We start from the raw sequence: 20,641 nt of genomic DNA, 5'->3' as shown, positions 1-20,641 counted from the left end.
AAGGACACGCTGCCGGCAGGAGTGGAAAATGGATGACAGGATAAGGGTGCTTTTTATCTGCACTGGAAATTCATGCAGGAGCCAGATGGCTGAAGGGTGGACGAGGCATCTATGGGCAGGCCACATAGATGCCTTTTCCGCCGGGCTTGAGACTCACGGGCTGAACCGCTATGCCGTCGAAGTGATGGCCGAAGCGGGAGTCGATATTTCGGATCAGGAAAGTACTGAAATCACGGAATATCTCTCCGAAAAGTTCGATTACGTGATCACAGTCTGCTCCGACGCGGAAAAGAACTGTCCTGTTTTTCCATCGAGGATCCGTCTTATCCACAGAGGTTTCGACGATCCTCCTCTCCTCGCCGCGGGGGAGACGGAAAAAGAAAAGATCCTTTTTCATTACAGAAGAGTAAGGGACGAGATACGATCTTTTATTGAGAAGCTTCCTTCGGAGTTGGATGACCGGTGACCTTTTTATGAGGACGCCCCTGATGAAAACTGGCATTTTCGCTTCTGACCGATCGTAGCGGTTGACATTATCACGAAAACATATCAGTATCCTCACATGGAATCAGGGTTCGACAGATCGAGAGCTTCACAGACACTTCTGACAGTAGCCGCCTTCGTAGTGGTAGTCGCGGGGCTGCGCGCGTCATCGCAGATAGTCGTTCCTTTCCTGCTCGCCGCTTTCATATCGATAATATGTTCAGCACCTCTTTTCTGGATGAGGGACAGGGGTATCCACGCGTGGATCGCGATTGTCGTCATAATAGCCGGAGCGATCTTCGCCGGGTTCATAATCGCAAGCCTTCTTGGCAGCTCGATAGATGATTTTTCGACTAACATCCCCAAATACGGGACGGCTCTTAATGATCAGTACGGAAATCTTTTGAAATGGCTTGAAAGCAGGGGAATGGATATATCGAATCTCGAACTTGTCGAAGTATTCAATCCCCAGAAAGCGATGCAGCTTGTCGGGAAACTCTTCAACAGTCTCGGAGAAGTCCTGACCAACGGGCTTCTGATTATCCTGACGGTGATATTCATGCTTCTCGAAGCCTCAAGTATACCGGCAAAACTTCATTCAGTCTTCCGAAATCCCGATGATTCCATCGCCCAGCTGGGAAGGATAACATCGAATATAAAGAATTATCTGGCGATCAAGACTGTCATCAGTCTGATAACCGGAGTGCTGGTCGCCGTGATGCTTTCGATCTTTCAGGTCGATTATCCGCTGCTCTGGGGACTTCTCGCCTTTCTTCTCAACTATGTTCCCAATATCGGGTCGATAATAGCGGCGATACCTCCGGTCCTGCTGGCTCTAATCCAGTACGGAGTTGGGAGGGCTTCGGGAGTAGCGATCGTTTTTCTTCTTATCAACCTCATAATGGGCAATCTTGTCGAACCGAGATTCATGGGTAAAGGACTTGGCCTCTCGACTCTGGTAGTATTCCTTTCCCTTATTTTCTGGGGGTGGGTCCTCGGACCGGTCGGAATGCTTCTGTCAGTAGTCCTGACCGTGACGATGAAGATCGTCCTGGAGAGCCGTGAAGACACGCGGTGGATAGCGGTACTGCTCGGTTCACATCTTCCGCCCGGACCGAGCGGGTCGGGTGATAAAAAAGCGGATTGACAAGTCAAGTCAGGGAGTAATCCGTCAGAGATAGAACTCTTGCGCGAAGCGGCGGGTCTTCCACGGAGATTATCATTACATATCGAGTTTCTCCCGCGACTCACTGATTATAGCTTTGATCGCGGGAAACTCTCCCGACTCGTCGACGCTTTCCTCGAGCAGGTCGATACCGCGCGGCACAGATTCGAGAAAATGTTTTTTCTTTTTTACAAATCCAAGAAAAGCGAAAGCGGCAAGGGCCTGCAGATTACGCTGGATCGCTGCGATGATGAATTTGTCTCTGTAAGCTTCAAAAGAGAGGTCTCCTACCGCTCCCGTCTCGGTCAACCTGTAGTAGAACTCCAATAGGAGGGTCTTTCTTGTTCCGGGCGGCACGGGATGGTAGGGATCTTTCAGGATCGAGGCGGCATCATATATTCCAGGTCCACGGTGAGCTGTCTGAAAATCGATCAACCGCGCTTCGCCTCCTTTTATCATGATGTTCCTGCTCTGAAAATCCCTGTGCATAAAGACCAGGGGTTCGGAGGCCAGCTCTCTGGCGAGCCTCCGGCGCTCAGCTTCCCATCCCTTCGGGATCGAAGAGGAGAAGAACCTTCCAAGAAATTCTCTTTCGAAGTATTCCGTTTCACCGAGCAGTTTTTCCTCGTTGAAGACCGTTTCGGAGAGCATCCCTGTCTCCGCCATCATTTTTTTCACCGAGGTCTGGAACCTGAAAAGGATCTCCATCGACTCGCGGTAGAAGGAAAGTTCAGTTTCGCTGCTGGCTCCTTCAAGCGCGTCTTCAAGATGGAGTGAGCCGAGATCCTCCATCAAAAGGATGCCGGCGCCATGATCGAATGCGTAGAATTCGGGAACGGCGATCCCGTTTTTTCTCAGGAAATCCCCGATCGCGATATAGCGTGAAAATTCATCCGGCCCGCCAGATTGTATCATCGCTACTATGCTTCGCCTGTCATCCTTTATTCTGAGAAAAAACCTGTCTGAGCCGCCTCCGGCTATGATGTCGAAAGTCGAATCGAGGGAAAAAGGGCCACCAGGAAGCCCGCCTGTCAACCGGATCGCAGTCTGGAGATACTGATTGATGATATTTTCCATATCTTTCATTGCTCTTTCATCTCTCCTCCCGGGAAGACGATAGTCCTTTCGAGTTTTATTCCATCGCCGATAACTGAATCCTCAAGGAGGACGCAATCGATCAGCGTGCAACCTTTTCCGATCGTGACATTCTGACCGATCTCAAGAAAACCCTTCCAACGCGTGTCGGGGGGAATGAAAGAACCTCTGCCGGCGTGGAGCGGCAGGGGGGGCGGTTTGAGCAGGGGTGAGAAAAGATCCCTATGAATAAGGATCCTTCGGTGCAGATCGAGGTAGGAAGAGCACGTCCCCGTCTCGCCCCAGGAGAATCCCGATTTTTCCTGAACGACAAATCCTGCTACTGCTCCAGGCTTCTCCTTTATTATAGTCTTCAGGACCTCTATCAGGCTTGTTTTTTCTCCATGGGGGAAATATCCGATCGCTTCCCTCGATATGACCGACATCCCCGTGTAGCCAAAATACCCACCGGGAGCACTCTCATCGGGGCCCAGGGGAGCGAACGACAGGACGGACCGATCAGCGCCACAATGAACGTGAAGCGGCGGACGGTGAGATACGGGAAGTGACAGGTCTTCTCCGGTAAGGATCATCGTAAAAAGGGCTTTTCTCTCAATGTGGTACCTGATGGCCGGCTGAAAAGGGATATTGGTCAATATATCGGAATTTGTAAGAAGAATGAGTTCCTCGTCGCCGAGAGAGAGCGCCATATTACCGATTCCGCCTCCCGTATCAAGCAGGGTCTTCTCGCGGTGGAGGGTCATCGGCCATTTTTCTTTCTTAACTATCTTTTCGATATCATCGGCAAGGTGATGAATATTGACGTGGAGGACAGATGCTCCCGCTGAAGAGAGTTTTTCAGCGTTGATGGCGATCATTGGAACTCCGAGCACGGGCAATAGCGGTTTTGGGATGAAGGAAGTAATAGACCTCATCCTCTTTCCGAACCCCGCTGCCAGGATCATTCCAGCGATCTTCAACGTTTTTTTCCCCATATCACACTTTCACCGGAAATACCCGCTAGAACCGCTTCGTTTTTTCCCCTGGCATCTCTTATTCGTACAAAAGGAATTCTCTTCTAGCCGCGAGAAAATCGTTCTCATCGTTTTTCCATGAGTCGAAAAGGTCATTCATGTCAGACTTCATATCTATCGCCAGCCTCAGATCAGGACCGCCGGAGATGATGTCTACCGGCATATGCGAATCGTCGTATTCATATGGCGGCAAGAGCCATTCGAAATCATCCCCGAAGAGATCCGAGATCGTTCTGATCAGGATGGCGGCAGTTCTGAAAGGTCTGAAGAGCTCCCGGCTGGTCACATGGAGCTGGATCCCCTGGCATAGTCTGCCAGCATATTTATCCCACGCGGGTGAAAATTCCAGTGGGCGAAATGCCACACCTTCATGGTGAGATCTTTCCAGAGCGGAAAGAAGCCTGGCCGAATCTATCCAGGGCGCGCCGATTATCTCGAAAGGCCGGGTCGTGCCGCGTCCTTCCGATATATTCGTTCCTTCCAGCAGCACCATTCCGGGATATACGATCGCAGTTTCGAGGGTCGGCATATTCGGAGAGGGCAGGACCCAAGGCAGCCCCGTCCCGTCAAAATACAGGTCTCTCTTCCACTCTTCCAGGGCGATGACTTTGATCTGGCCGCTCAGTCCGCGCAGATGGCTTATCATAAGGAGAGCTTCACCGATCGTCAATCCGTGTCTGGCGGGGAGCTGGTGCATACCGACAAAAGAGAAATACTCTTCTCTCAGTACCGGCCCCTCCACGACAGAACCTCCTATCGGATCAGGCCTGTCCAGGATCAGCACTTCTACTCCCAGGCGTGAACACTCCTCTATCATCATCAGCGCGGTCCAGATGTACGTATACTGGCGCGCGCCGATATCGGGCAGGTCTATCACGACCATATCGATTCCCGAAAGGTCCCCGGGCGCAGGTTTCCTCGTCTTACCGTAAAGGGAGTGGACGGGAATCCCGTAAATGGGGTGGATATATCCTTCCCATTCTATCATGTTGGCTTGCGTATCACCGCGGAAGCCGTGTTGCGGACCAAAAATAGCATTAAGGCCGATCCCGTTTTCAAGCAGTATCCTGGCGACGTGGACCAGGCGGGACGAGACAGAAGCGGGATTGGCAAGCAGGGCTATCCTCCGTCCCCTGAGAGAATCGCACGAGCCATCGGCAAGTATGTCGCAGCCGGTTTTGACCAATTTCGTCTCTTCCGATAATCTTGCAGCGCCGGGGCGCCGCGGATGATCTCGATATCCCCGTACTGACCTATCAGGACCAGGGGGGCAGCTTTTGCCGGGACAGGACGACACGGGTTTCCCGGCCCGATTGCGAACATAATAAACGTTTCAGTCATTTATGCCAAGGAAATGATCGACACCACCCGCGCCCGCGCTCAAAGGAGGCCGCCGGAGTCCGGAAGACTGCCGTTACACCCCGATCCCTGGCAGTTCACTTTAAGCGGTGGAGGGGGTGAAAGTGCGGCAGAAGAAGAGCTTTTTCCTTTGTTTAAATGACAGGCTGATATAATATTCGACAGAGAACGTTTTTGCGGAATGCCAAGGATGGTGAATCAATGAAAAAAGGCAGAGTCATGAAGATATCGATATCGCTCGCGCTCGCGGCAGTAATCTTTCTGTCATCCTATTCATGTACCGAGAGCAGGGACGCCGCGCAGCGCGGAGGAACGCTGATAATCGGGGAGACGAGCGCTTACGAATCCCTCAATCCGATGCAGACGACCGATTCGCACGCAAGGGATATCTATCAGCAGCTTTTTCTTCTGCTTCTCAAAGAGAATTCCGATCTTCTGACCTTCTCTCCTCGGCTGGCTGAATCATGGGAATTTTCCGGGGACCGCTCGAAGCTGACATTTCATCTCAGAGATGGTGTCTTCTGGAGTGATGGGGTGAAAGTCACGGCGCACGATGTGAAAGCCACCTACCAGCTCCAGATAGATCCATCTGCCGTATGGAGTGGAAGGCATCTTAAGAAATACATAGACAGCGTACAGGTCATAGACGATCTTACCGTTGTATATCATTTCAATCATATCTATCCGTACCAGATCATGGATGTCAACGACGGACCTATACTCCCTAAACATTTCATAGAGAAATACCAGCCAGCGATGATAGGGGCGGTTCCCGTAGAGGAGTTTCCCGTCAATGGTCCGTTCAGGATCGAGAAATGGGACAAGGGACAGTCTCTGACACTTGTACCTAATGAAAGTTATTACGAGAGAGGAAAACCTTATCTCAGCAAAGTGATCTTCAAGATCATTCCTGACCAGATGACCCTTATCACCCAGCTCAGGGCTGGAGAGATCGACTGCATGGAAACGGCGCCTCCGGCGGAAGTGGAGATGCTCAGAAGCAAGTATCCCGATCTCAGGATCATCGAGTATGACGGAAGAGGGTACGTATACATAGGATGGAACGGCGCCAGACCTCCATTCGACAACGTGAAAGTAAGGAGAGCGTTGAGCCACGCCATCGACAGGAAGATGATAATAGACAATCTTTATTACGGCCTCGCGAAGGAATGTATAGGCCCGTTCCCTCCGGTCATATGGGCCTACGACCCCGATATCGAACCAATACCTCATGATCCCGTAAAAGCATCGAGGATACTGGCCGAAGAGGGATTCAAAGATACGGATGGTGACGGCTATCTCGAAAAGGATGGCAGGCGTTTTGAGTTCGAACTGCTCACGAATCAGGGAAACCAGATTCGCGCAGATATCCAGATCATGGTACAGGAGCAGTTGAAAAAAATAGGGGTAAAGGTGATTCCCGTAACGATGGAATGGACCGTGATGCTCTCAAAGCACAAAGCGGCTGATTTTGACGCCATCATCAGCGCGTGGAGCGCGAGCACAAAAGCTGATCTTTCTCCGATATGGTCTTGTGAGGCGAGGAAAGAAGGCGGGTACAACAGGGTTGAATATTGCAATCCCGTTGTCGACAGCCTCAACGCCCTTGCCTGTTCCAAGTTCGATTTCGACGAAGCAAGGCCTCTTTTTTATAAAGCGCAGAGGATGATCTATGACGAGCAGCCGTATACTTTTCTATATGTAAGGTCTGAGTTGCTTATATTGCACAAGAGGTTCAGGGACGCTGAACCTGACGCCATAAGCAGTTTTCATAACCTGCATGAATGGTGGATCGAAGGGGAAAAAAGGCCAGGAAACTGATTGAGATCGGCCGCTGGCGCACTGGCACCGTGACAAGGGCGGCATTGAGAGGCGACTGAATGGTACATGATATAGCTATCGCGGCGCTGATAAGCGCGATCGCGGCGCAGATACTTAAGCCATTTATCGATCTGATTCAGAAAAAAGGATTTCATTTTTTCCGTATGTTCGATTCGGGGGGAATGCCTTCTTCTCATACTTCCACCGTGACTACGCTGACCACGGGAGTCGCCGTCTACCAGGGAGTCGGTTCACCCCTTTTCGGGATATCCGTCGTATTCAGCCTGTATTTTATTTTCGAAGCTACCGGGTTGAGACAGGAAGTAGGGAACCAGGCCAGGGTACTCAATGAGATCATCGAAAAGGTGAGAGAGACGCATCATCTCAACGCCGAAGAACTGCAGGAACTGATAGGCCATACCTGGGGTGAGGTGATAGGCGGATTCATAGTCGGCATTCTGGTGGCGCTTCTCTATTATTAAAAAGGCGTCTGGTTGAGTGCCGAACGCTTTATTACTCACTGATTAGGCAAAAAACCCTTGACACGATTCTGATTGATGACCGAAAATGCAGGTGGAGTATATGTTTGCGGCAGAATCTACTTCTGTTCAGGGGGTGAAGGACGGGCTGGTGGAGAAGATGAGACATATGGTTTATCAGCGGACACGAAAGATAATATCTGATATAGAATCATATAGAATGCACCGAAATGATCTCTTCTGCCGGATCGATTACGATTGATCCGGTTTTGGTATCAGCACCGATGCGCATCATTCGGCCGGTTTCACTGGAACAGGAGGATACGTAAATGCGAGCGGTATCGGTCATCAATCAAAAAGGTGGTTGCGGGAAGACCACCATTGCCATAAATCTCGCCGCCGCTTTCGGCGAGATCGGAAAGCGGGTCCTGCTTATTGACCTTGATCCTCAGTCACATGCTTCCCTTGGACTTGACGTCAGTTACCATGATGTCCAGTATACAACTTATGATCTTCTGAAAAACCCCAGGGTGATGGTCAAGGATGCTCTTTTTACTATCGACGACAACCTTGACGTAATTCCCTCATCTCCGATTCTCAGCGCCATCGAGCAGGAGCTTTCCGGCAAGCCCGGAAGGGAGATGAGGCTCGCGTCAAAACTTGTAAGACTCAACGGAGATTATGACTATATCGTTATCGATTCTCCTCCAAATGTGGGATTGCTGACTTTCAATTCCCTGCTTGCTTCGGGAGAAGTGCTGATTCCAGTGGAACCGAGCTATTTTTCTCTGCAGGGTCTGTCGAGACTGATGGAGACTCTTGAAGTCCTCAAGAGCGAGACGAAACACAAGACGAATATCCATATAATCGTAAACAATATCGAGAAGAGGACGACATTTTCCCGAGATGTCGTTATGGAACTCGAGCGCGACCACGCCGGGATACTTCTCGATACGACGATCAGTCATTCGGTAAAATACAAGGAAGCGGCCCTCAGGGGTGTATCGATCTTTGAGATGCCCAGATCCGAAAGGTTGCAGTGGGAGTATCTATCCCTTGCGCGCGAACTCGAGGAGGATAAGACATCATCGTTTGAGGTTGAGAATATCAAGGACTGGATGGTAAAACTTAACGGTCCGAAAGTCGTTGAATCAGGCGTACTCTTTACGCTGAACGCTCCAAACGCGTCAAGCGTCAGCCTGACCGGAGAATTCACTAACTGGTCGCACGAGGGGATCCGGATGCTGAAGAGCGAAGACAACGAGACCTGGAAAATAATGATGAACCTCGATCCAGGCGATTACGAATACAGGTTTATTGTTGATGGAGTATGGATCAAGGATCCTAATAATGTGGACACCGTCCTGAACGAGTTCGGGCAGGAGAACTCCCTTCTGATCGTTTAGGTCAGTTATGGCAGATCAGCGGATGCCTGAAAGAAAAAGATCAAATCGAATTCAGGATGTCTCACATCTTTTCCTTTCGGGAAGATCCAGACCCGGGGAAAAGGAGAAACGGTCTTTCGAAAGCCTGATATATCTCTATGTATCAGGCGAGCCCTGTTACCGCGCTTATATTTCGGCCGGAATAGCGATGGCCGTATCTTCGGAGAATATACCGGTCACCCTTCTCGAATCAGGAGATTCGATGCCCAATGCCGGTTATTATTTTTCGCTTGAACCGGGAAAATACCTCTCGACGACAATGGGAAACGTCAAGGGTTTCAGGGAAAGAATCAATGACCACCTCAGGTATTCCTATGCCGCGCGACGCATAGACCTTCAGCAGTATTCAGATCCATTTTCCCTCCCGTCTGGTATACAGATGAAAATAGAAGCGTTCGGTTACGGGACTTCTTTTGATCGGGATGGTGCCATAAGGCGGATATCTTTTCTCCGCGCGGGAAAAAGCGGTGAAAGTGATCGATCGGACAGGGAAAGGACTGTTTTTGCCGTCTTTGATTTCGGCGAAGAGGACTCCACGATCGACCATATCGTCTCCGGGTTCATCAAAAAATATCCAGGGCAACCGGTTTTTCTGATAAGCCGGGAGGAAAGGACACCGAAGCCGGATCAGGGGGGAGATCTGCGTTATCTCGAGATACCCTCGAATTTCGGGGAGGATCTTGGCAGGCGTATACCTCCGGTCTCACCTTTTATAAAGGGGATCGCGATCAGTATTATCCAGTCGATCGCGTCGAACGACAGAAGAAAGAGAAGAGATGCAGTCATATAACAGCAGGATAAGGGAAGCCGCTGGGAACGGCGCCAGGATCAAACCGGCGAAGATCAGGGACCTCTACAATACTATATGCGATTACCTGATAAGGTCATCTCCCTCGATCGAAGTCGAGGCAGCTCTTTTCGAGACGAGATTTTCCGGACCAGGGGGAATGATGATAGTACTTTCCCCGTACAGCGAGATATTTACCGTATCTGTCGGAGAAAGTCCGAAATGCGAGATAAGGGTCTCGGATGAACAGAGCTTTTTTCAGGCCCTGGATCTTTCGATAAGTCATTTCCTGACATCAAGATCGAGATCATCATAGGATAAGACCGATCCTGCCGTCCACTGCGATATGTTCAGTCTGAAGAATTATCTTTCTTTTCTTATTGAAATTGATTATCAATTGGGTGAGACCTCCACCGGTTGATAAAGGTCGGGTCAATGAAAAGAAATATATTTATAACGATAACAGTCATTCTGCCCTTTTTGATTCTCAACTCCTGTATCTTCCAGAACGATCCGGTAAGGCCGAATATTCCTCCGACGATAGAATCGTTCAGCCCTCAGAGCAATGATACTGTCCTGTACGCGCCGACAGACATGGTGTCGTTCGATGTCTGGGCCAGCGACCTCGACGGGGACGAGTTGACATATGAATTTGTCGTCTCGACGATAAGTGGATCGGTCGTGGATTCGATGCTCAGTTCCTCGAATTCCGCTGATTTCTTCGCGATCAAGGGGGACAGGTATCACATCCAGGCAAGGGTCCGTGATGGTGGAGAACAGGTCTCGGTCAACTGGTATGTAGAGGTGATAGAAGACCTCAACGAACCACCGGTGATAAAATCATTCCTTCCCGACATGGAGTCTTTCTCGTGCCTGCTCATGAGGCCTGTCGAATTCAGGATATCAGCCCTCGACGAGAACCCGGAATATCTCAGGTACAAATTCCTCGTCAAGGGAGTCAACACGGATTACGAAAGCAAGTGGATAAAGAGTTCCTACATCTCCCACAGTTTCGTGGAAAACGGAGATTACCAGGTCACGGGAATAGTCTGGGACTGGGAGTATTCTGATTCAGTTTCATGGTCGGTGAACGTCACAGGGGATCCTGATACTGTCAATCCCGGGGTCATTAATGACCTTGAGGGATGGACCGGCGATCTGGCAGGTTCGATATTCCTTCAGTGGACCGCGCCCGGTGATGACGGGGACGATGGAATAGTATTCGGATACAAGATCAAGACTTCGACTGTCCCGATCATCACGGAAAGCGACTGGTCTGACGCTTCTTACAAATACGGGACTCCCGATCCCGGTCCGCCTGGAACGGTGGAGACGATGACGGCGTTCAACTGTTACCCGGGAACGAATCTTTATGTTACGGCTAGAGCGCTCGATGACTTTGGAAACCTCGGACCGATGGGCAACTGCATCAGCCTGCTCGTTCGTGGTTATGATATGGATGGACATGTCTACGATGCAGGTACGGGAGAAACAGCCGGTGATATGATGGTATCGGCGGGAATGCTTGTCGCCGATACAGATCCTTCCGGGTATTACTTCCTGAGCGATCTACCAAAATACGCCCAGGTCATCCGGATCCGCGATGAGGCGGAGCATGGCATACTGGGAGATTACTATGATTTTCTGAGTGAAATGGAAGAGATAAATGCCGATCTGACGATCGATTTCTATATGTTGCCGGCTTATCCCGTTGAATCGTGCGTAGAGGGCAGGTATGATGATTTTCTCATACTTCTTAAGGATATGACCGACACGGAAGGACTTCTGGAGCGTCCCACGGTGTATTACGGTTGGGACCACTGGCCCCTGACGATATATAATCCTCCCATGATCTACAATGATGTTGATATCCAGGAAGTAGCGCGTGGTTCGATGGCCTCCTGGGAGGATGGTACCGGTCTCGATCTGTTTACCGAGACAGCGTATCCCGAGGTCGCCGATGTCAAGATCGTCTATTACTACGATGGACAGCTTAAACATCATGTCGAGACTGTCGAGGAGAATCCGGACGGTACTCCGAAGAAGAAAGAGATCAGGATATACCTGCTGAATACCCTCTCTCCGATAGATCTGAAAGGGCATATGATATTCGCCCACGAGCTCGGGCATGTCGTCGGGCTCAAACACAGTCTCGATCCCGGCCACCTGATGATAGGGATGACGGCGCCGTATATTGATGATCCTTCGATAGACGAACTGCGCCTGCTGAAGGTCATCTATCACCTGCCCGCGATATTTGATTCAGACTGGTTTATCGCGGATTGAGGTATCTGCCGGGTTGATCAGGGAAATCCCCGGGCAGGGTTCCGGGAGAAGGCGCCTGACAGCCGATCGGAAGAGCGGGCTGGTATACATCATTTAAGACACGGGGCGCGCTGTACTCCCGGAATAGACCCTTTCCGGGGAAAAACGAACTTGTCAGATCAAAATCTCGGCCTCTGTTTCAAGAAGACCGGTATTAGCGTTCAACCACTTGTAATTCGAATAGACCGGCAGTTCCGGATCGATTTCTTCTCCATTGTCGAGAGCGTGGACGAGTTCGAATACGCCATTGGAGATCGATATCTCGGGTGTAAAATCCATCTCTTCACGGATCCTGGTAAAATCGATCCTGTAGTCCCGCTCGTCCGAGACCTGCTCGTCGGTCTCGAGTTCAGTGCCAGGGATGAGTTTCCGGATGATCTCGCCGACTTCCTTAATGGTGAGGTTCAGGTCTTCTCCACCGGTGTTATATATCTTGCCGGCGATCTTCTCCGGCCTTGATTCGACCGCTTTCCTGATTGCTCTGGCCGCGTCGGCGACGTGAAGAAGCGGTCTCCATTGGGCCCCGCCGAATATCCTGATCTTTCCATTCTTCCAGGCGTTTCCCGTAAGGGTGTTTACAACGAGATCGAAACGCGGTCTGCGGGAGAATCCGAAGAGTGTGGAAAACCTGAAGATACAGCATGCCGGCGAATGGCCCCCTCCAGTTTCGGCGAGGAGCAGTTTTTCGCTTTCTACCTTGCTTTCGGCATAGAGAGAGAGCGGCAGCAGTTCGGAATCTTCATTCAACAGGCTATTCTCGCCTTTACCGTAAGTGCTGCAGGTCGAGGCGTGAATTATTCTTTTTACTCCCTGTTTTTTCGCGATCCTGGCAATAGTACCAACTGCTTCAGTATTTATCTGCCGGGTCGCCGCCGGATTTATCCTGCATGCTTCGTCTCCCACGATGGCCGCGAGGTTGATAACGGTATCTTTCCCTCTTATCAATGTCTCGAGTAGTTCCACGTCCCTGATGTCGCCGGTATATATATTGAGTTTTACCGAACTGCTGATCGAATCGAGCGATCTGTTCCCATAGAGAAACCGGTCAAGGACCGTGACGTTATGTTCGTTTTCAATGAGAAGCCTCGCCAGGGCAGTACCAAGAAATCCCCCTCCGCCAAGAAGAAGGACGTTGCTGTGTTTATATCGATTCTCGCCATGGATGATCCTGGTCAGCGGATCCCTTTCCACAAGTTCTTCAAGAGCATCGAGCACTTTTTCATCTTCTAAACGCATCTTATCCTCCGATCAAGGATTTCCAGGGTCATTTGATTTCACTGTGTATCTTCTTAACGACATCTGAGATCTTTCTGATTCCCGACTCTCCCAGCGCCGAGTAAAGGGGCAGTGTCAGGACATTATTCGACAACCATTCCGTCACGGTCAGTTTTACCGATCGTTGCGGAAGCTCGGAGTAACCGCTTTGTTTATGAAGAGGAGGATAGAAGTATTTTTTTGTCATGATATTCTCTTCATGCAGAAGGGTATGCAGTTTGTCACGGTCCATTCCGAAGATATAGGGGTCTATCGTGACAGTCAGGTCCTTCCATGTGTGCTGGTTTCCCTCGGGTATCTCCTGGAACGCGATCCCGGGAATCCCGGAGAGTTCTTCCCTGTAGACAGATGCCAGTCTTTCCCTTTCGGCGATCTCTCCGGCGACGAGTGGAAGTCCTTCGAGTATCAGGGCCGCGTTGAACTCCGGCATCCTCGCGTTGAGTCCGGGCAGAAAACAATCGTAATCGCCTTTGTTGCCGTAATTACGCAGGTATCTGATCTGTTCAGCGAGAGAGCTGTCATTGGTGGTCAGAAGACCGCCTTCTCCTCCAGTAATCAATTTTGTCGGACTCAGGCTGAATATCTCGACATCGCCGAAACCGCCGGTCATCCTTCCCGAAACGCTTCCCCCGAAAGCGTGAGCTGCATCGAATATCAGAGGGACACCGAGTTCTTTGGCGAGTTCCTCCAGGGCTGCCACCGGAGCGGGATTGCCGAAGATGTGGACGGCGAGAATAGCCGATGTCTCTTCCGATGAAGCCTGGATCGCCGATTCGATAGATATGTTCCAGTCCCTGTTGTTGCAGTCGACAAAGACCGGTTTTGCTCCCGCCCAGTAGATCGCGTGCCCGGTTGCCGAGAAGGTGAAGCTCGGGACTATCACCTCTCCGGTTATACCGAGAGCTTTCATCGCCAGCATCAGACCCGAGGTGCAGCATGACAGGGCCACGACATGATCGACCTCGAGATAGCGAGCGACGGTCGATTCGAGTTCGCTGACCGTGCTGTGATTTGTCAGCATTCTCGATGAATAGATCTTTTTCAGGCGTTTCTCGACATTTTCCCATAGAGGTAGGTTGGGGCGGATGATTGGTATCGGCTCGGTCATACCGCGATCCGTTATGCCTGGCTCGACTGAATTGTCTTCAGACTGCCTGATCTCTTCCAAAGTAGATTCCATCAGTTCTCCATTCGTTTTCCCAGATCGTCAATGTCTTTTGTATGTGAAGCTTTGCTGGTTCTTTACGTTCTATCGGTATGGTCGTGAAGGAGCTTAACTGTTTATTTCTGAAGGAAATTCTTTCCTTTTTTCTCTCTACCAAAGGAAAAAAATACCCTGTCGGCCGTTATTTTCGTAGCGCCCGGGCGCGAGGCGACTTTGGAGCCTCGCTAATGGCTGTCCCGCAACAGGTTGCGATGCCCGATATCAATGCGGGAATATCGACCGGTGGAATGGATATTGTTACTACCGGGGCAGGAACCGGATTGTCCGGGAATATTTTCCAGATACGATGCAAGGAAGGAACAGGTTAAATGTTCAGAAGGATCATACTGGCGGCGCTATCGGTCGTTGTCATATTTTCGATTCCCGATGCGGTGCGCGCTCAGACTGAAGCTCAGAAAGAAGCTTATAGAAAATATATCGAAAACCAGGCGGCGTTGAAAGATTCTGAAAAGGAGTCCAATACTGTCGAGATATACAATGACAGCGAACCTGTGCTGCCTCCCGAAAGGCATGCGAATACAACCCCCACCCGTTACGGGATCGACGTTTTTTCATCCGTGCCGGCTGAATTCGTGTCATCCTCGGAGATCCCGGTTCCATCCGACTATACACTTGGACCAGGCGACCATCTGGTCGTAAACCTCTGGGGATCGGCCGATCTGACAATGGAACTGGTGATCGATCGAGAGGGTAAGGTCTTTGTCCCGAAGGCTGGAGAGCTGGTGATCTGGGGGCTGAAGATCGAAGAGGCGGAGAAAAGGCTCGCTGAGCATTACAGCAGGATATATTCAAAGTTCGAAATGAACCTGATCCTAGGTAAGATCAGGTCGGTCACAGTATACGTAAGCGGAGAAGTGATGAGACCGGGAGCTTACACTGTCAGTTCGCTTTATACTCTTTTTAACACGCTCCACCTTGCCGGTGGCCCTACGGAGAGAGGTTCGCTTAGAAGGGTCAGGCTGGTCAGGGGCACGAGTGTCGTGAAAGTGGTCGATCTCTACGAACTTCTGATGAACGGAAAAGGAGAGGATGTCCGGCTCGAATCGAACGATATTATTTTTGTCCCCGTGGCGGGACCTCTCGTCACGGTAGCGGGAGAAGTGAAGAGAGAGGGTGTCTATGAGATACTCGGTGGTGAAAGGGTCCTTGACGCGATCGAACTTGCCGGGGGGCTGCGGTCTTCAGCGTATCTGGAAAAAGTCGAGTTGATCCGTTTCGAGGATAACCTGAAAAATGTCCTTATCGATCTCGATATCACGGGTAAGAGTGGGGCGAAAAAAGATAATATCGAGATAATAGACGGCGACCGGATAAAGGTGAGATCCATCCATGACTTGAAAGAGGATGTGGTATTGCTGCAGGGGAAGGTGAAGTACCCGGGAGAATACAGTCATCACATAGGGATGAAGATAACGGATCTGATCGGCCGGGGAATGCTCCTGCCTGATTCGTATACGGAAAGGGTCTTTGTCACGAGGATCTTCAATGACAGGCGCAGATCAGTCTTTCAGGTAGCTCTAAAAGATCTGTTGTCTTCCATACCGGTCGGTCAGGCGGGAAAAGAGGAGACCGAAGAGAATGGGAAAGGTGTACCGGAAGAACTGTCCGAGAGCAAGCTGATCACGCGCGATATGATCCTTTATCCAGGCGATATAATCGAGGTCTACTCGACCAAGAGGATGCACGATACCGAGTCAGTGAGCATCGAAGGGGAGATAAGACTTCCCGGCGAATATATTTTTGCCGACGATATGGTCGTCAGCGATCTGATCTATCAGGCGGGCGGGATAAAAAAAGAGGCGTATCTTCTTCGCGCCGAACTCGCAAGGCTTGTTCCCGATACGACGAGATCTTCCGAAATATTGATGTTCGACCTCGGCCGCGTCCTGACTGAGCCGCATGGTAAAGAAGATATCCTTCTATATCCAGGAGATGCTCTTTTCATCCGGGAGATACCGAACTATTCCGGGCACGAGAGGGTAACGATCGCCGGGGAAGTGCTTTTCCCCGGGACTTACGTGATCGAGCAGGGCGTAGAGACCCTGACCGATCTGATCGAACGTGCTGGCGGATTCACCGGCAAGGCGTTTCTTCCTGGAGCCCTTTTTGAACGTGGAAGCATCGTCGATGAACTCAGGTACAGGCATGTCGAAGATGTGATCCTTTCATTGCGGGAGGCGCAGAGGGACAGCAGCGGAGCTGTCATGGCAGACGGCTATTCTGTCAATTACAATTCCGGCAAGATGAACAGGATAATCATCGACCTCGAAACAATCTCTCAAAGCGGGGAAAGAGCAGACGATATCGTCCTGAGGGCGGGAGACAGGATCACGATCCCTCCTCGTCCCTCGGGAGTGAACGTGCTTGGCGCAGTCGCGTCCAGCGGTACGATCAAGTATTTTCCAGGAAAGAAGACGAAATACTACATCGACAGGGCGGGTGGTTTTTCGCGAAGAGCGGCGAGCGGCGAATTGAGAATACTCAAAGCGGACGGAAGAGTCCTTAAACGCAGGGCGCTCTCACAGGTCATAGAACTCGGTGACGCGATAATCGTACCAGAGAAGGTAATCAGGGACCGGGACTGGATGAAGATACTCCAGACATCGGTCAGTATCATCGCGAGCGCCCTGACGACTGTCTATATAGTTACAAAGATGTAGTGAAGACCTGAGGTCAGGGTGATGGTTTTTCGCCGACGAAGGTAAATCCGGACGCCACGACATGGCCCATCGAATGTCTCTCTGTCAGGGGATCGAGATATTTTACCGGTTGCAGAAGCCACCCGAAGACGATTTTGAAGAATTTGTAAAGAGCAATATTGTTAAAGGAGAAAAGCTCCGAAAAGAATTCCCTGGCGATCCAGACGTAGGAAGAAGCAGATCCCCTCGTGATCCCGCATTCCAGTTTCCGGAACTTCGAGAAAAGGATCTCGATCCCATCAATAGTATATCTCCGGTAGTCTCCCGGGCTGGGGTGATAACCCTGCATGAACGGGATAGATGAGTATACTTTCCCCGCCGGTTTAAGGACTCTGAAAAATTCATCGACGACCTCTTCGGGATGTTCGACATGTTCGAGGACACCGCGCGCGATGATCGCGTCTATCGAATCTGTTTCGAACGGGAGATGATGGATATCGCCGAGCAGCGTCACTCCCGGAGCCTTGTAGATATCGATTGAGATGATATCATCCCGCGTTTTTTTTCTTCCCGCCCCCATGTCAAGGATCAGGCTTTCGAGGGGCAGGCCGTCAAGAAAGGATCTTAATTTTCTGTTCTGCAGCCTGTTCGTCACATTCGTGGGGGGGTGGACCGCCGCGCTTATCTTTTTTCTTATCATTCCCGTCTAACCTTTCTTTCTCTCCCGCATGGAGATTGACTGATCCCGCATCCGCCGCGGTAAAAAGATCTATATGTGCGAGCGCGCATCTGTCGATCGAGTAATACCTGACGACCCTTTCCATCCCTTCGCGTCCAAAGCTCTTTCTCATATTGCCGTTTTCAAAGAGCGTCTTCATCCCGTCAGCCAGAGCACCCGGGTTATCTACGGGAGCGAAAAGGCCGTTTTCCCCTTCGGTGACTGCTTCGACAGCACCTCCGACCGGAGTGACGATGACCGGCAGTCCGCACGCCATAGCTTCAAGAAGAGCTATTGACAGCCCTTCCCATCTTGAAGGCTGAACGAATATATCGGCGATTTTCAGAAAGCTGCTTACATCGGGACGGTTGCCCAGAAACCGGACTGATTCAAGCAGGTCGAGCTCTTCAGCAAGTCTTTTCATCGTCCCGAAAAGGACTCCATCGCCCGCCATAAGAAGAAGCGCGCTGGTGCCGGGGATCGACGAAGTAAATATCTTCCATCCTTCCAGAAGGATTTCGATACCTTTCTGGCTGTGAAAATTGCCTGTAAATATGAAAATAGTCCTTCCCAGGATACCCATACGAGTCAACATCTGATTCTTTTTTTCAGGTGAAGCGGGATGAAAGATCGAAGTGTCTACTCCATTAGGGATCGATATTATCTTCCAGGGAGGAACTCCCGCAGTGAGCAGTTCTTGCGCTATCTGATTATTTATCGATACTATGCCGGATGTCGAGTGGAGGATCGCCTCGAATCTCCCTGGCCCGTTGAAAGAATCCGCGAGCCGGTCGATCTTGCCTGTATTATGGATCGTCACGAAGAGTCTCCTGCCGGTTAACCTGCAGGCCGCCGCTCCCGTATCTGCTGGAGAATCGAGAGAGTGCGCGTGGACGCAGGTATATCGCGTGGAGAGAATCAGCAGGAGCAGAAAAGAGGTCGATCTGAAGGTCAACGACCTTAGCAGACGCGGGCCAAAGACCGGGACGCGCAGGATCAGAGCGTGATCATCGTTTTTTATCAGCGGAGTGTTCTTTTGCCATCTTGTTATTACAGTGCTTTTAAATCCTTTTCGGCCGAATTCGGTGACAAGAGATTCAACGAGCCGCTCCGCTCCGCCCGTTTTTGGAGGATAGCTGTTTATCAGGAAGAGTGGGCTTATCCTGCCTGCCGGATCATTCCGCTGCGTCCTGTCCTTACCTTTCGCGATGCGATCTGTCAGAGCATTATACAGATCTATATACCTGTCCGCGACAGAGCCGATCGAATATTTTTCCAGTATCCTCTCCCTCGGAGCCGTGCCAGGGTCGAATCTTCCACTGGCGGCTTCGAGAATCTTTTCCCCGAGTGATCGGGCATCTCCCGGCGGAACGAGAAGTCCGGATATTCCATCGTCGATCAGTTCGCAAGATCCGCTGATATCAGTCGCTATTACCTTCAGGCCGCTCGACATGGCTTCGAGAAGAGAATTGGACATGCCCTCTTCCCGCGATGGAAGTACGAAGATATCGGCAGCCCTGTAAAGTATTTCTGGATCTTCCACAGGTCCAAGAAACGAAACTGAACCGTTCAGAGTTTCCTTTGAGGCGATTCTCTCGAGTCTTTCCCTCTCAGGTCCCTTCCCGGCTATAAGAAGCTTTAGCCCCGGCCGGGCGACCTGTTCCATCGCTTCGAGAAGAATATCAAGGTTCTTCTGCCTCGATAACCTGCCGGTAAAGAGAAGGATGATCGATTCGTCATCTATGCCCAGAGAAGCCCTTGCCGATCTTTTCTCTTTCCTCCCCGGAATGTAATGACTTTCAGGGTCGATACCGTTCGGTATCTCGATGATCGATGCCCGCTTCACTCCGGCCAGGAGCAGTTCGTCCCTGATCGCCGGGCTTATTGCTACCCAGCTGTCGACGCGGCGAGTGAAGAACCTGAAAAGTGGATAGAAGCTCCTCCGGCTGGCAAGGTGCAGTTCTCCGCTCCTGCCGCTGCACGCGATCTTGCATATAACGGGAGGACCTCCGATGATCCTCGCGATCACTGCTGTGATCATCTCAAATGACGCGAAATGTATATGGACTAGATCAAGTTTTCTTCTGTTTCGCAGGATCATCCTTAAAAGGCGATAGTTGTAGACCAGAGTGCCGAAAAACCTCACTGAAGGCCTGTCGATCCTTTCAACATGCAGATGTCGCCCGGCTGCAGGGATATTTTCCCTTTTACGCCAGTGCGGTTCGATCCGCGCGCCGGCTATCATGACCTCGACCCCCTTACCGAGCAAAGCGATGGCCAGCCGCAGGGCTGATTTTTCGGCACCACCGAAAAGCGACCCGGGATCGAACCTTTTTAATACCATCAGGATCCTGATGACTGAAACACCTGCTCTCTCAAGGGCACTCGACCCTGTGAAGATATGCCTGGCGATGTGGAAAAATCTTCCCGGCCAGAAGGGACAGGGTCTGGCCTGAAAAAATAGCGTGACCAGGGCTTTTTATGTAATCATATCCATGATAACCGGATAGCCCGTTTCGACAATTTAATTCCGTATCCCGGTGACCTGGAAACATCCATTCGTCCATCGATATGTCAGAAGACTGCAAATCATCTGCCAGCAGCAGTTTTCCATACGTGGCATTCAGATTCATTAAACCTGGTCGCGCGGGAACCGAGTCCGGGGGATCTTATCGGTAAAGAGATATCTTCGTGATTTAAATAGGTATCAGTACCCATAGGCACCTTCAGTTATTAACACCCTTCTTGACAAATGGTTATGTCTGTAGTACAATAGTCCAGTTGCTCTTCACTCTTCCTCGCAACAATGCTT

General features: G+C 50.8%; 17 protein-coding genes. 10 read left to right on the top strand and 7 right to left on the bottom strand.

The genetic code is table 11. The features are described from left to right. Positions 1-28: 28 nt before the first annotated feature. Both JW814_09700 and JW814_09695 read left to right on the top strand, forming a co-directional pair. Positions 29-466, top strand: a complete 438-nt coding sequence (locus JW814_09700; GenBank protein MBN2071717.1) for an arsenate reductase ArsC — start codon at positions 29-31, stop codon at positions 464-466. 96 nt (positions 467-562) lie between these two features. Continuing rightward, on the top strand, positions 563-1,630 hold the full coding sequence (locus tag JW814_09695) for an AI-2E family transporter (protein MBN2071716.1): 1,068 nt from the start codon (positions 563-565) through the stop codon (positions 1,628-1,630). 75 nt (positions 1,631-1,705) lie between these two features. Here the strand turns inward: JW814_09695 and JW814_09690 are convergent, their stop codons facing one another. Genes JW814_09690 through JW814_09680 form a run of 3 tightly spaced genes read right to left on the bottom strand, consistent with a single transcriptional unit; the run spans position 1,706 to position 4,942 of the window. After that, complete coding sequence (locus JW814_09690) at positions 1,706-2,734, bottom strand: phosphotransferase (protein ID MBN2071715.1); 1,029 nt, start codon at positions 2,732-2,734, stop codon at positions 1,706-1,708. Continuing rightward, positions 2,731-3,717 carry an NTP transferase domain-containing protein gene (locus JW814_09685; protein ID MBN2071714.1) on the bottom strand — a complete coding sequence of 329 codons (987 nt, stop codon included), beginning with the start codon at positions 3,715-3,717 and terminating at the stop codon, positions 2,731-2,733. Before JW814_09685 ends, JW814_09690 begins: the two co-directional genes overlap by 4 nt. Before the next feature lie 58 nt (positions 3,718-3,775). Beyond that, positions 3,776-4,942 (bottom strand): DUF1343 domain-containing protein, encoded by a 1,167-nt coding sequence (locus JW814_09680; protein MBN2071713.1) that lies wholly within the window; start codon positions 4,940-4,942, stop codon positions 3,776-3,778. Between the two features lie 374 nt (positions 4,943-5,316). Here JW814_09680 and JW814_09675 point away from each other — a divergent pair, with 374 nt between their 5' ends. The 6 genes from JW814_09675 (at position 5,317) to JW814_09650 (ending at position 11,933) form a co-directional block, all read left to right on the top strand. Further along, on the top strand, positions 5,317-6,936 hold the full coding sequence (locus tag JW814_09675; protein ID MBN2071712.1) for a peptide-binding protein: 1,620 nt from the start codon (positions 5,317-5,319) through the stop codon (positions 6,934-6,936). Positions 6,937-6,995: 59 nt separating this feature from the next. Continuing rightward, complete coding sequence (locus JW814_09670) at positions 6,996-7,418, top strand: divergent PAP2 family protein (GenBank protein ID MBN2071711.1); 423 nt, start codon at positions 6,996-6,998, stop codon at positions 7,416-7,418. Positions 7,419-7,744: 326 nt separating this feature from the next. Continuing rightward, positions 7,745-8,821 carry an AAA family ATPase gene (locus JW814_09665; protein ID MBN2071710.1) on the top strand — a complete coding sequence of 359 codons (1,077 nt, stop codon included), beginning with the start codon at positions 7,745-7,747 and terminating at the stop codon, positions 8,819-8,821. 22 nt (positions 8,822-8,843) lie between these two features. Continuing rightward, positions 8,844-9,650, top strand: a complete 807-nt coding sequence (locus JW814_09660; protein MBN2071709.1) for a hypothetical protein — start codon at positions 8,844-8,846, stop codon at positions 9,648-9,650. Next, entirely contained in the window at positions 9,637-9,963 is a 327-nt protein-coding gene (locus JW814_09655) for a hypothetical protein (GenBank protein MBN2071708.1), read from the top strand. Before JW814_09660 ends, JW814_09655 begins: the two co-directional genes overlap by 14 nt. Positions 9,964-10,082: 119 nt before the next feature. Continuing rightward, a complete protein-coding gene (locus JW814_09650; GenBank protein MBN2071707.1) occupies positions 10,083-11,933 on the top strand; it encodes a hypothetical protein in 1,851 nt (616 codons plus the stop codon). 153 nt (positions 11,934-12,086) lie between these two features. Here JW814_09650 and JW814_09645 read toward each other — a convergent pair whose 3' ends face one another. Both JW814_09645 and JW814_09640 read right to left on the bottom strand, forming a co-directional pair. After that, positions 12,087-13,208, bottom strand: a complete 1,122-nt coding sequence (locus tag JW814_09645) for an SDR family oxidoreductase (GenBank protein MBN2071706.1) — start codon at positions 13,206-13,208, stop codon at positions 12,087-12,089. A 28-nt stretch (positions 13,209-13,236) separates the two neighbouring features. Continuing rightward, on the bottom strand, positions 13,237-14,427 hold the full coding sequence (locus JW814_09640; protein ID MBN2071705.1) for a DegT/DnrJ/EryC1/StrS family aminotransferase: 1,191 nt from the start codon (positions 14,425-14,427) through the stop codon (positions 13,237-13,239). A gap of 212 nt (positions 14,428-14,639) precedes the next feature. On the opposite strand from JW814_09640, the gene JW814_09635 reads away from it, so the two are divergent. Beyond that, positions 14,640-14,780, top strand: a complete 141-nt coding sequence (locus JW814_09635; protein ID MBN2071704.1) for a hypothetical protein — start codon at positions 14,640-14,642, stop codon at positions 14,778-14,780. Next, positions 14,781-17,132: an SLBB domain-containing protein gene (locus JW814_09630; GenBank protein ID MBN2071703.1), complete on the top strand. Its 2,352-nt coding sequence runs from the start codon at positions 14,781-14,783 to the stop codon at positions 17,130-17,132. It abuts the gene before it with no gap. Between the two features lie 13 nt (positions 17,133-17,145). Here the strand turns inward: JW814_09630 and JW814_09625 are convergent, their stop codons facing one another. After that, positions 17,146-17,811, bottom strand: a complete 666-nt coding sequence (locus tag JW814_09625) for a class I SAM-dependent methyltransferase (GenBank protein ID MBN2071702.1) — start codon at positions 17,809-17,811, stop codon at positions 17,146-17,148. Next, complete coding sequence (locus JW814_09620) at positions 17,723-20,173, bottom strand: glycosyltransferase family 4 protein (GenBank protein MBN2071701.1); 2,451 nt, start codon at positions 20,171-20,173, stop codon at positions 17,723-17,725. Before JW814_09620 ends, JW814_09625 begins: the two co-directional genes overlap by 89 nt. Positions 20,174-20,641 lie beyond the last annotated feature (468 nt).

It is taken from the genome of Candidatus Krumholzibacteriota bacterium, assembly GCA_016932415.1.
Classification (GTDB): domain Bacteria; phylum Krumholzibacteriota; class Krumholzibacteriia; order Krumholzibacteriales; family Krumholzibacteriaceae; genus Krumholzibacterium.
This window is presented reverse-complemented; position numbering and strand designations above follow the sequence as displayed.

Excerpts from the sequence above, each read along its gene's own strand:
- JW814_09700 (MBN2071717.1), top strand. The coding sequence starts at position 29 with ATGGATGACAGGATAAGGGTGCTTTTTATCTGCACTGGAAATTCATGC.
- JW814_09695 (MBN2071716.1), top strand. The coding sequence starts at position 563 with ATGGAATCAGGGTTCGACAGATCGAGAGCTTCACAGACACTTCTGACA.
- JW814_09690 (MBN2071715.1), bottom strand. The coding sequence starts at position 2,734 with ATGAAAGATATGGAAAATATCATCAATCAGTATCTCCAGACTGCGATC.
- JW814_09685 (MBN2071714.1), bottom strand. The coding sequence starts at position 3,717 with ATGGGGAAAAAAACGTTGAAGATCGCTGGAATGATCCTGGCAGCGGGG.
- JW814_09675 (MBN2071712.1), top strand. The coding sequence starts at position 5,317 with ATGAAAAAAGGCAGAGTCATGAAGATATCGATATCGCTCGCGCTCGCG.
- JW814_09670 (MBN2071711.1), top strand. The coding sequence starts at position 6,996 with ATGGTACATGATATAGCTATCGCGGCGCTGATAAGCGCGATCGCGGCG.
- JW814_09665 (MBN2071710.1), top strand. The coding sequence starts at position 7,745 with ATGCGAGCGGTATCGGTCATCAATCAAAAAGGTGGTTGCGGGAAGACC.
- JW814_09660 (MBN2071709.1), top strand. The coding sequence starts at position 8,844 with ATGCCTGAAAGAAAAAGATCAAATCGAATTCAGGATGTCTCACATCTT.
- JW814_09655 (MBN2071708.1), top strand. The coding sequence starts at position 9,637 with ATGCAGTCATATAACAGCAGGATAAGGGAAGCCGCTGGGAACGGCGCC.
- JW814_09650 (MBN2071707.1), top strand. The coding sequence starts at position 10,083 with ATGAAAAGAAATATATTTATAACGATAACAGTCATTCTGCCCTTTTTG.
- JW814_09645 (MBN2071706.1), bottom strand. The coding sequence starts at position 13,208 with ATGCGTTTAGAAGATGAAAAAGTGCTCGATGCTCTTGAAGAACTTGTG.
- JW814_09640 (MBN2071705.1), bottom strand. The coding sequence starts at position 14,427 with ATGGAATCTACTTTGGAAGAGATCAGGCAGTCTGAAGACAATTCAGTC.
- JW814_09635 (MBN2071704.1), top strand. The coding sequence starts at position 14,640 with ATGGCTGTCCCGCAACAGGTTGCGATGCCCGATATCAATGCGGGAATA.
- JW814_09630 (MBN2071703.1), top strand. The coding sequence starts at position 14,781 with ATGTTCAGAAGGATCATACTGGCGGCGCTATCGGTCGTTGTCATATTT.
- JW814_09625 (MBN2071702.1), bottom strand. The coding sequence starts at position 17,811 with ATGATAAGAAAAAAGATAAGCGCGGCGGTCCACCCCCCCACGAATGTG.
- JW814_09620 (MBN2071701.1), bottom strand. The coding sequence starts at position 20,173 with ATGGTATTAAAAAGGTTCGATCCCGGGTCGCTTTTCGGTGGTGCCGAA.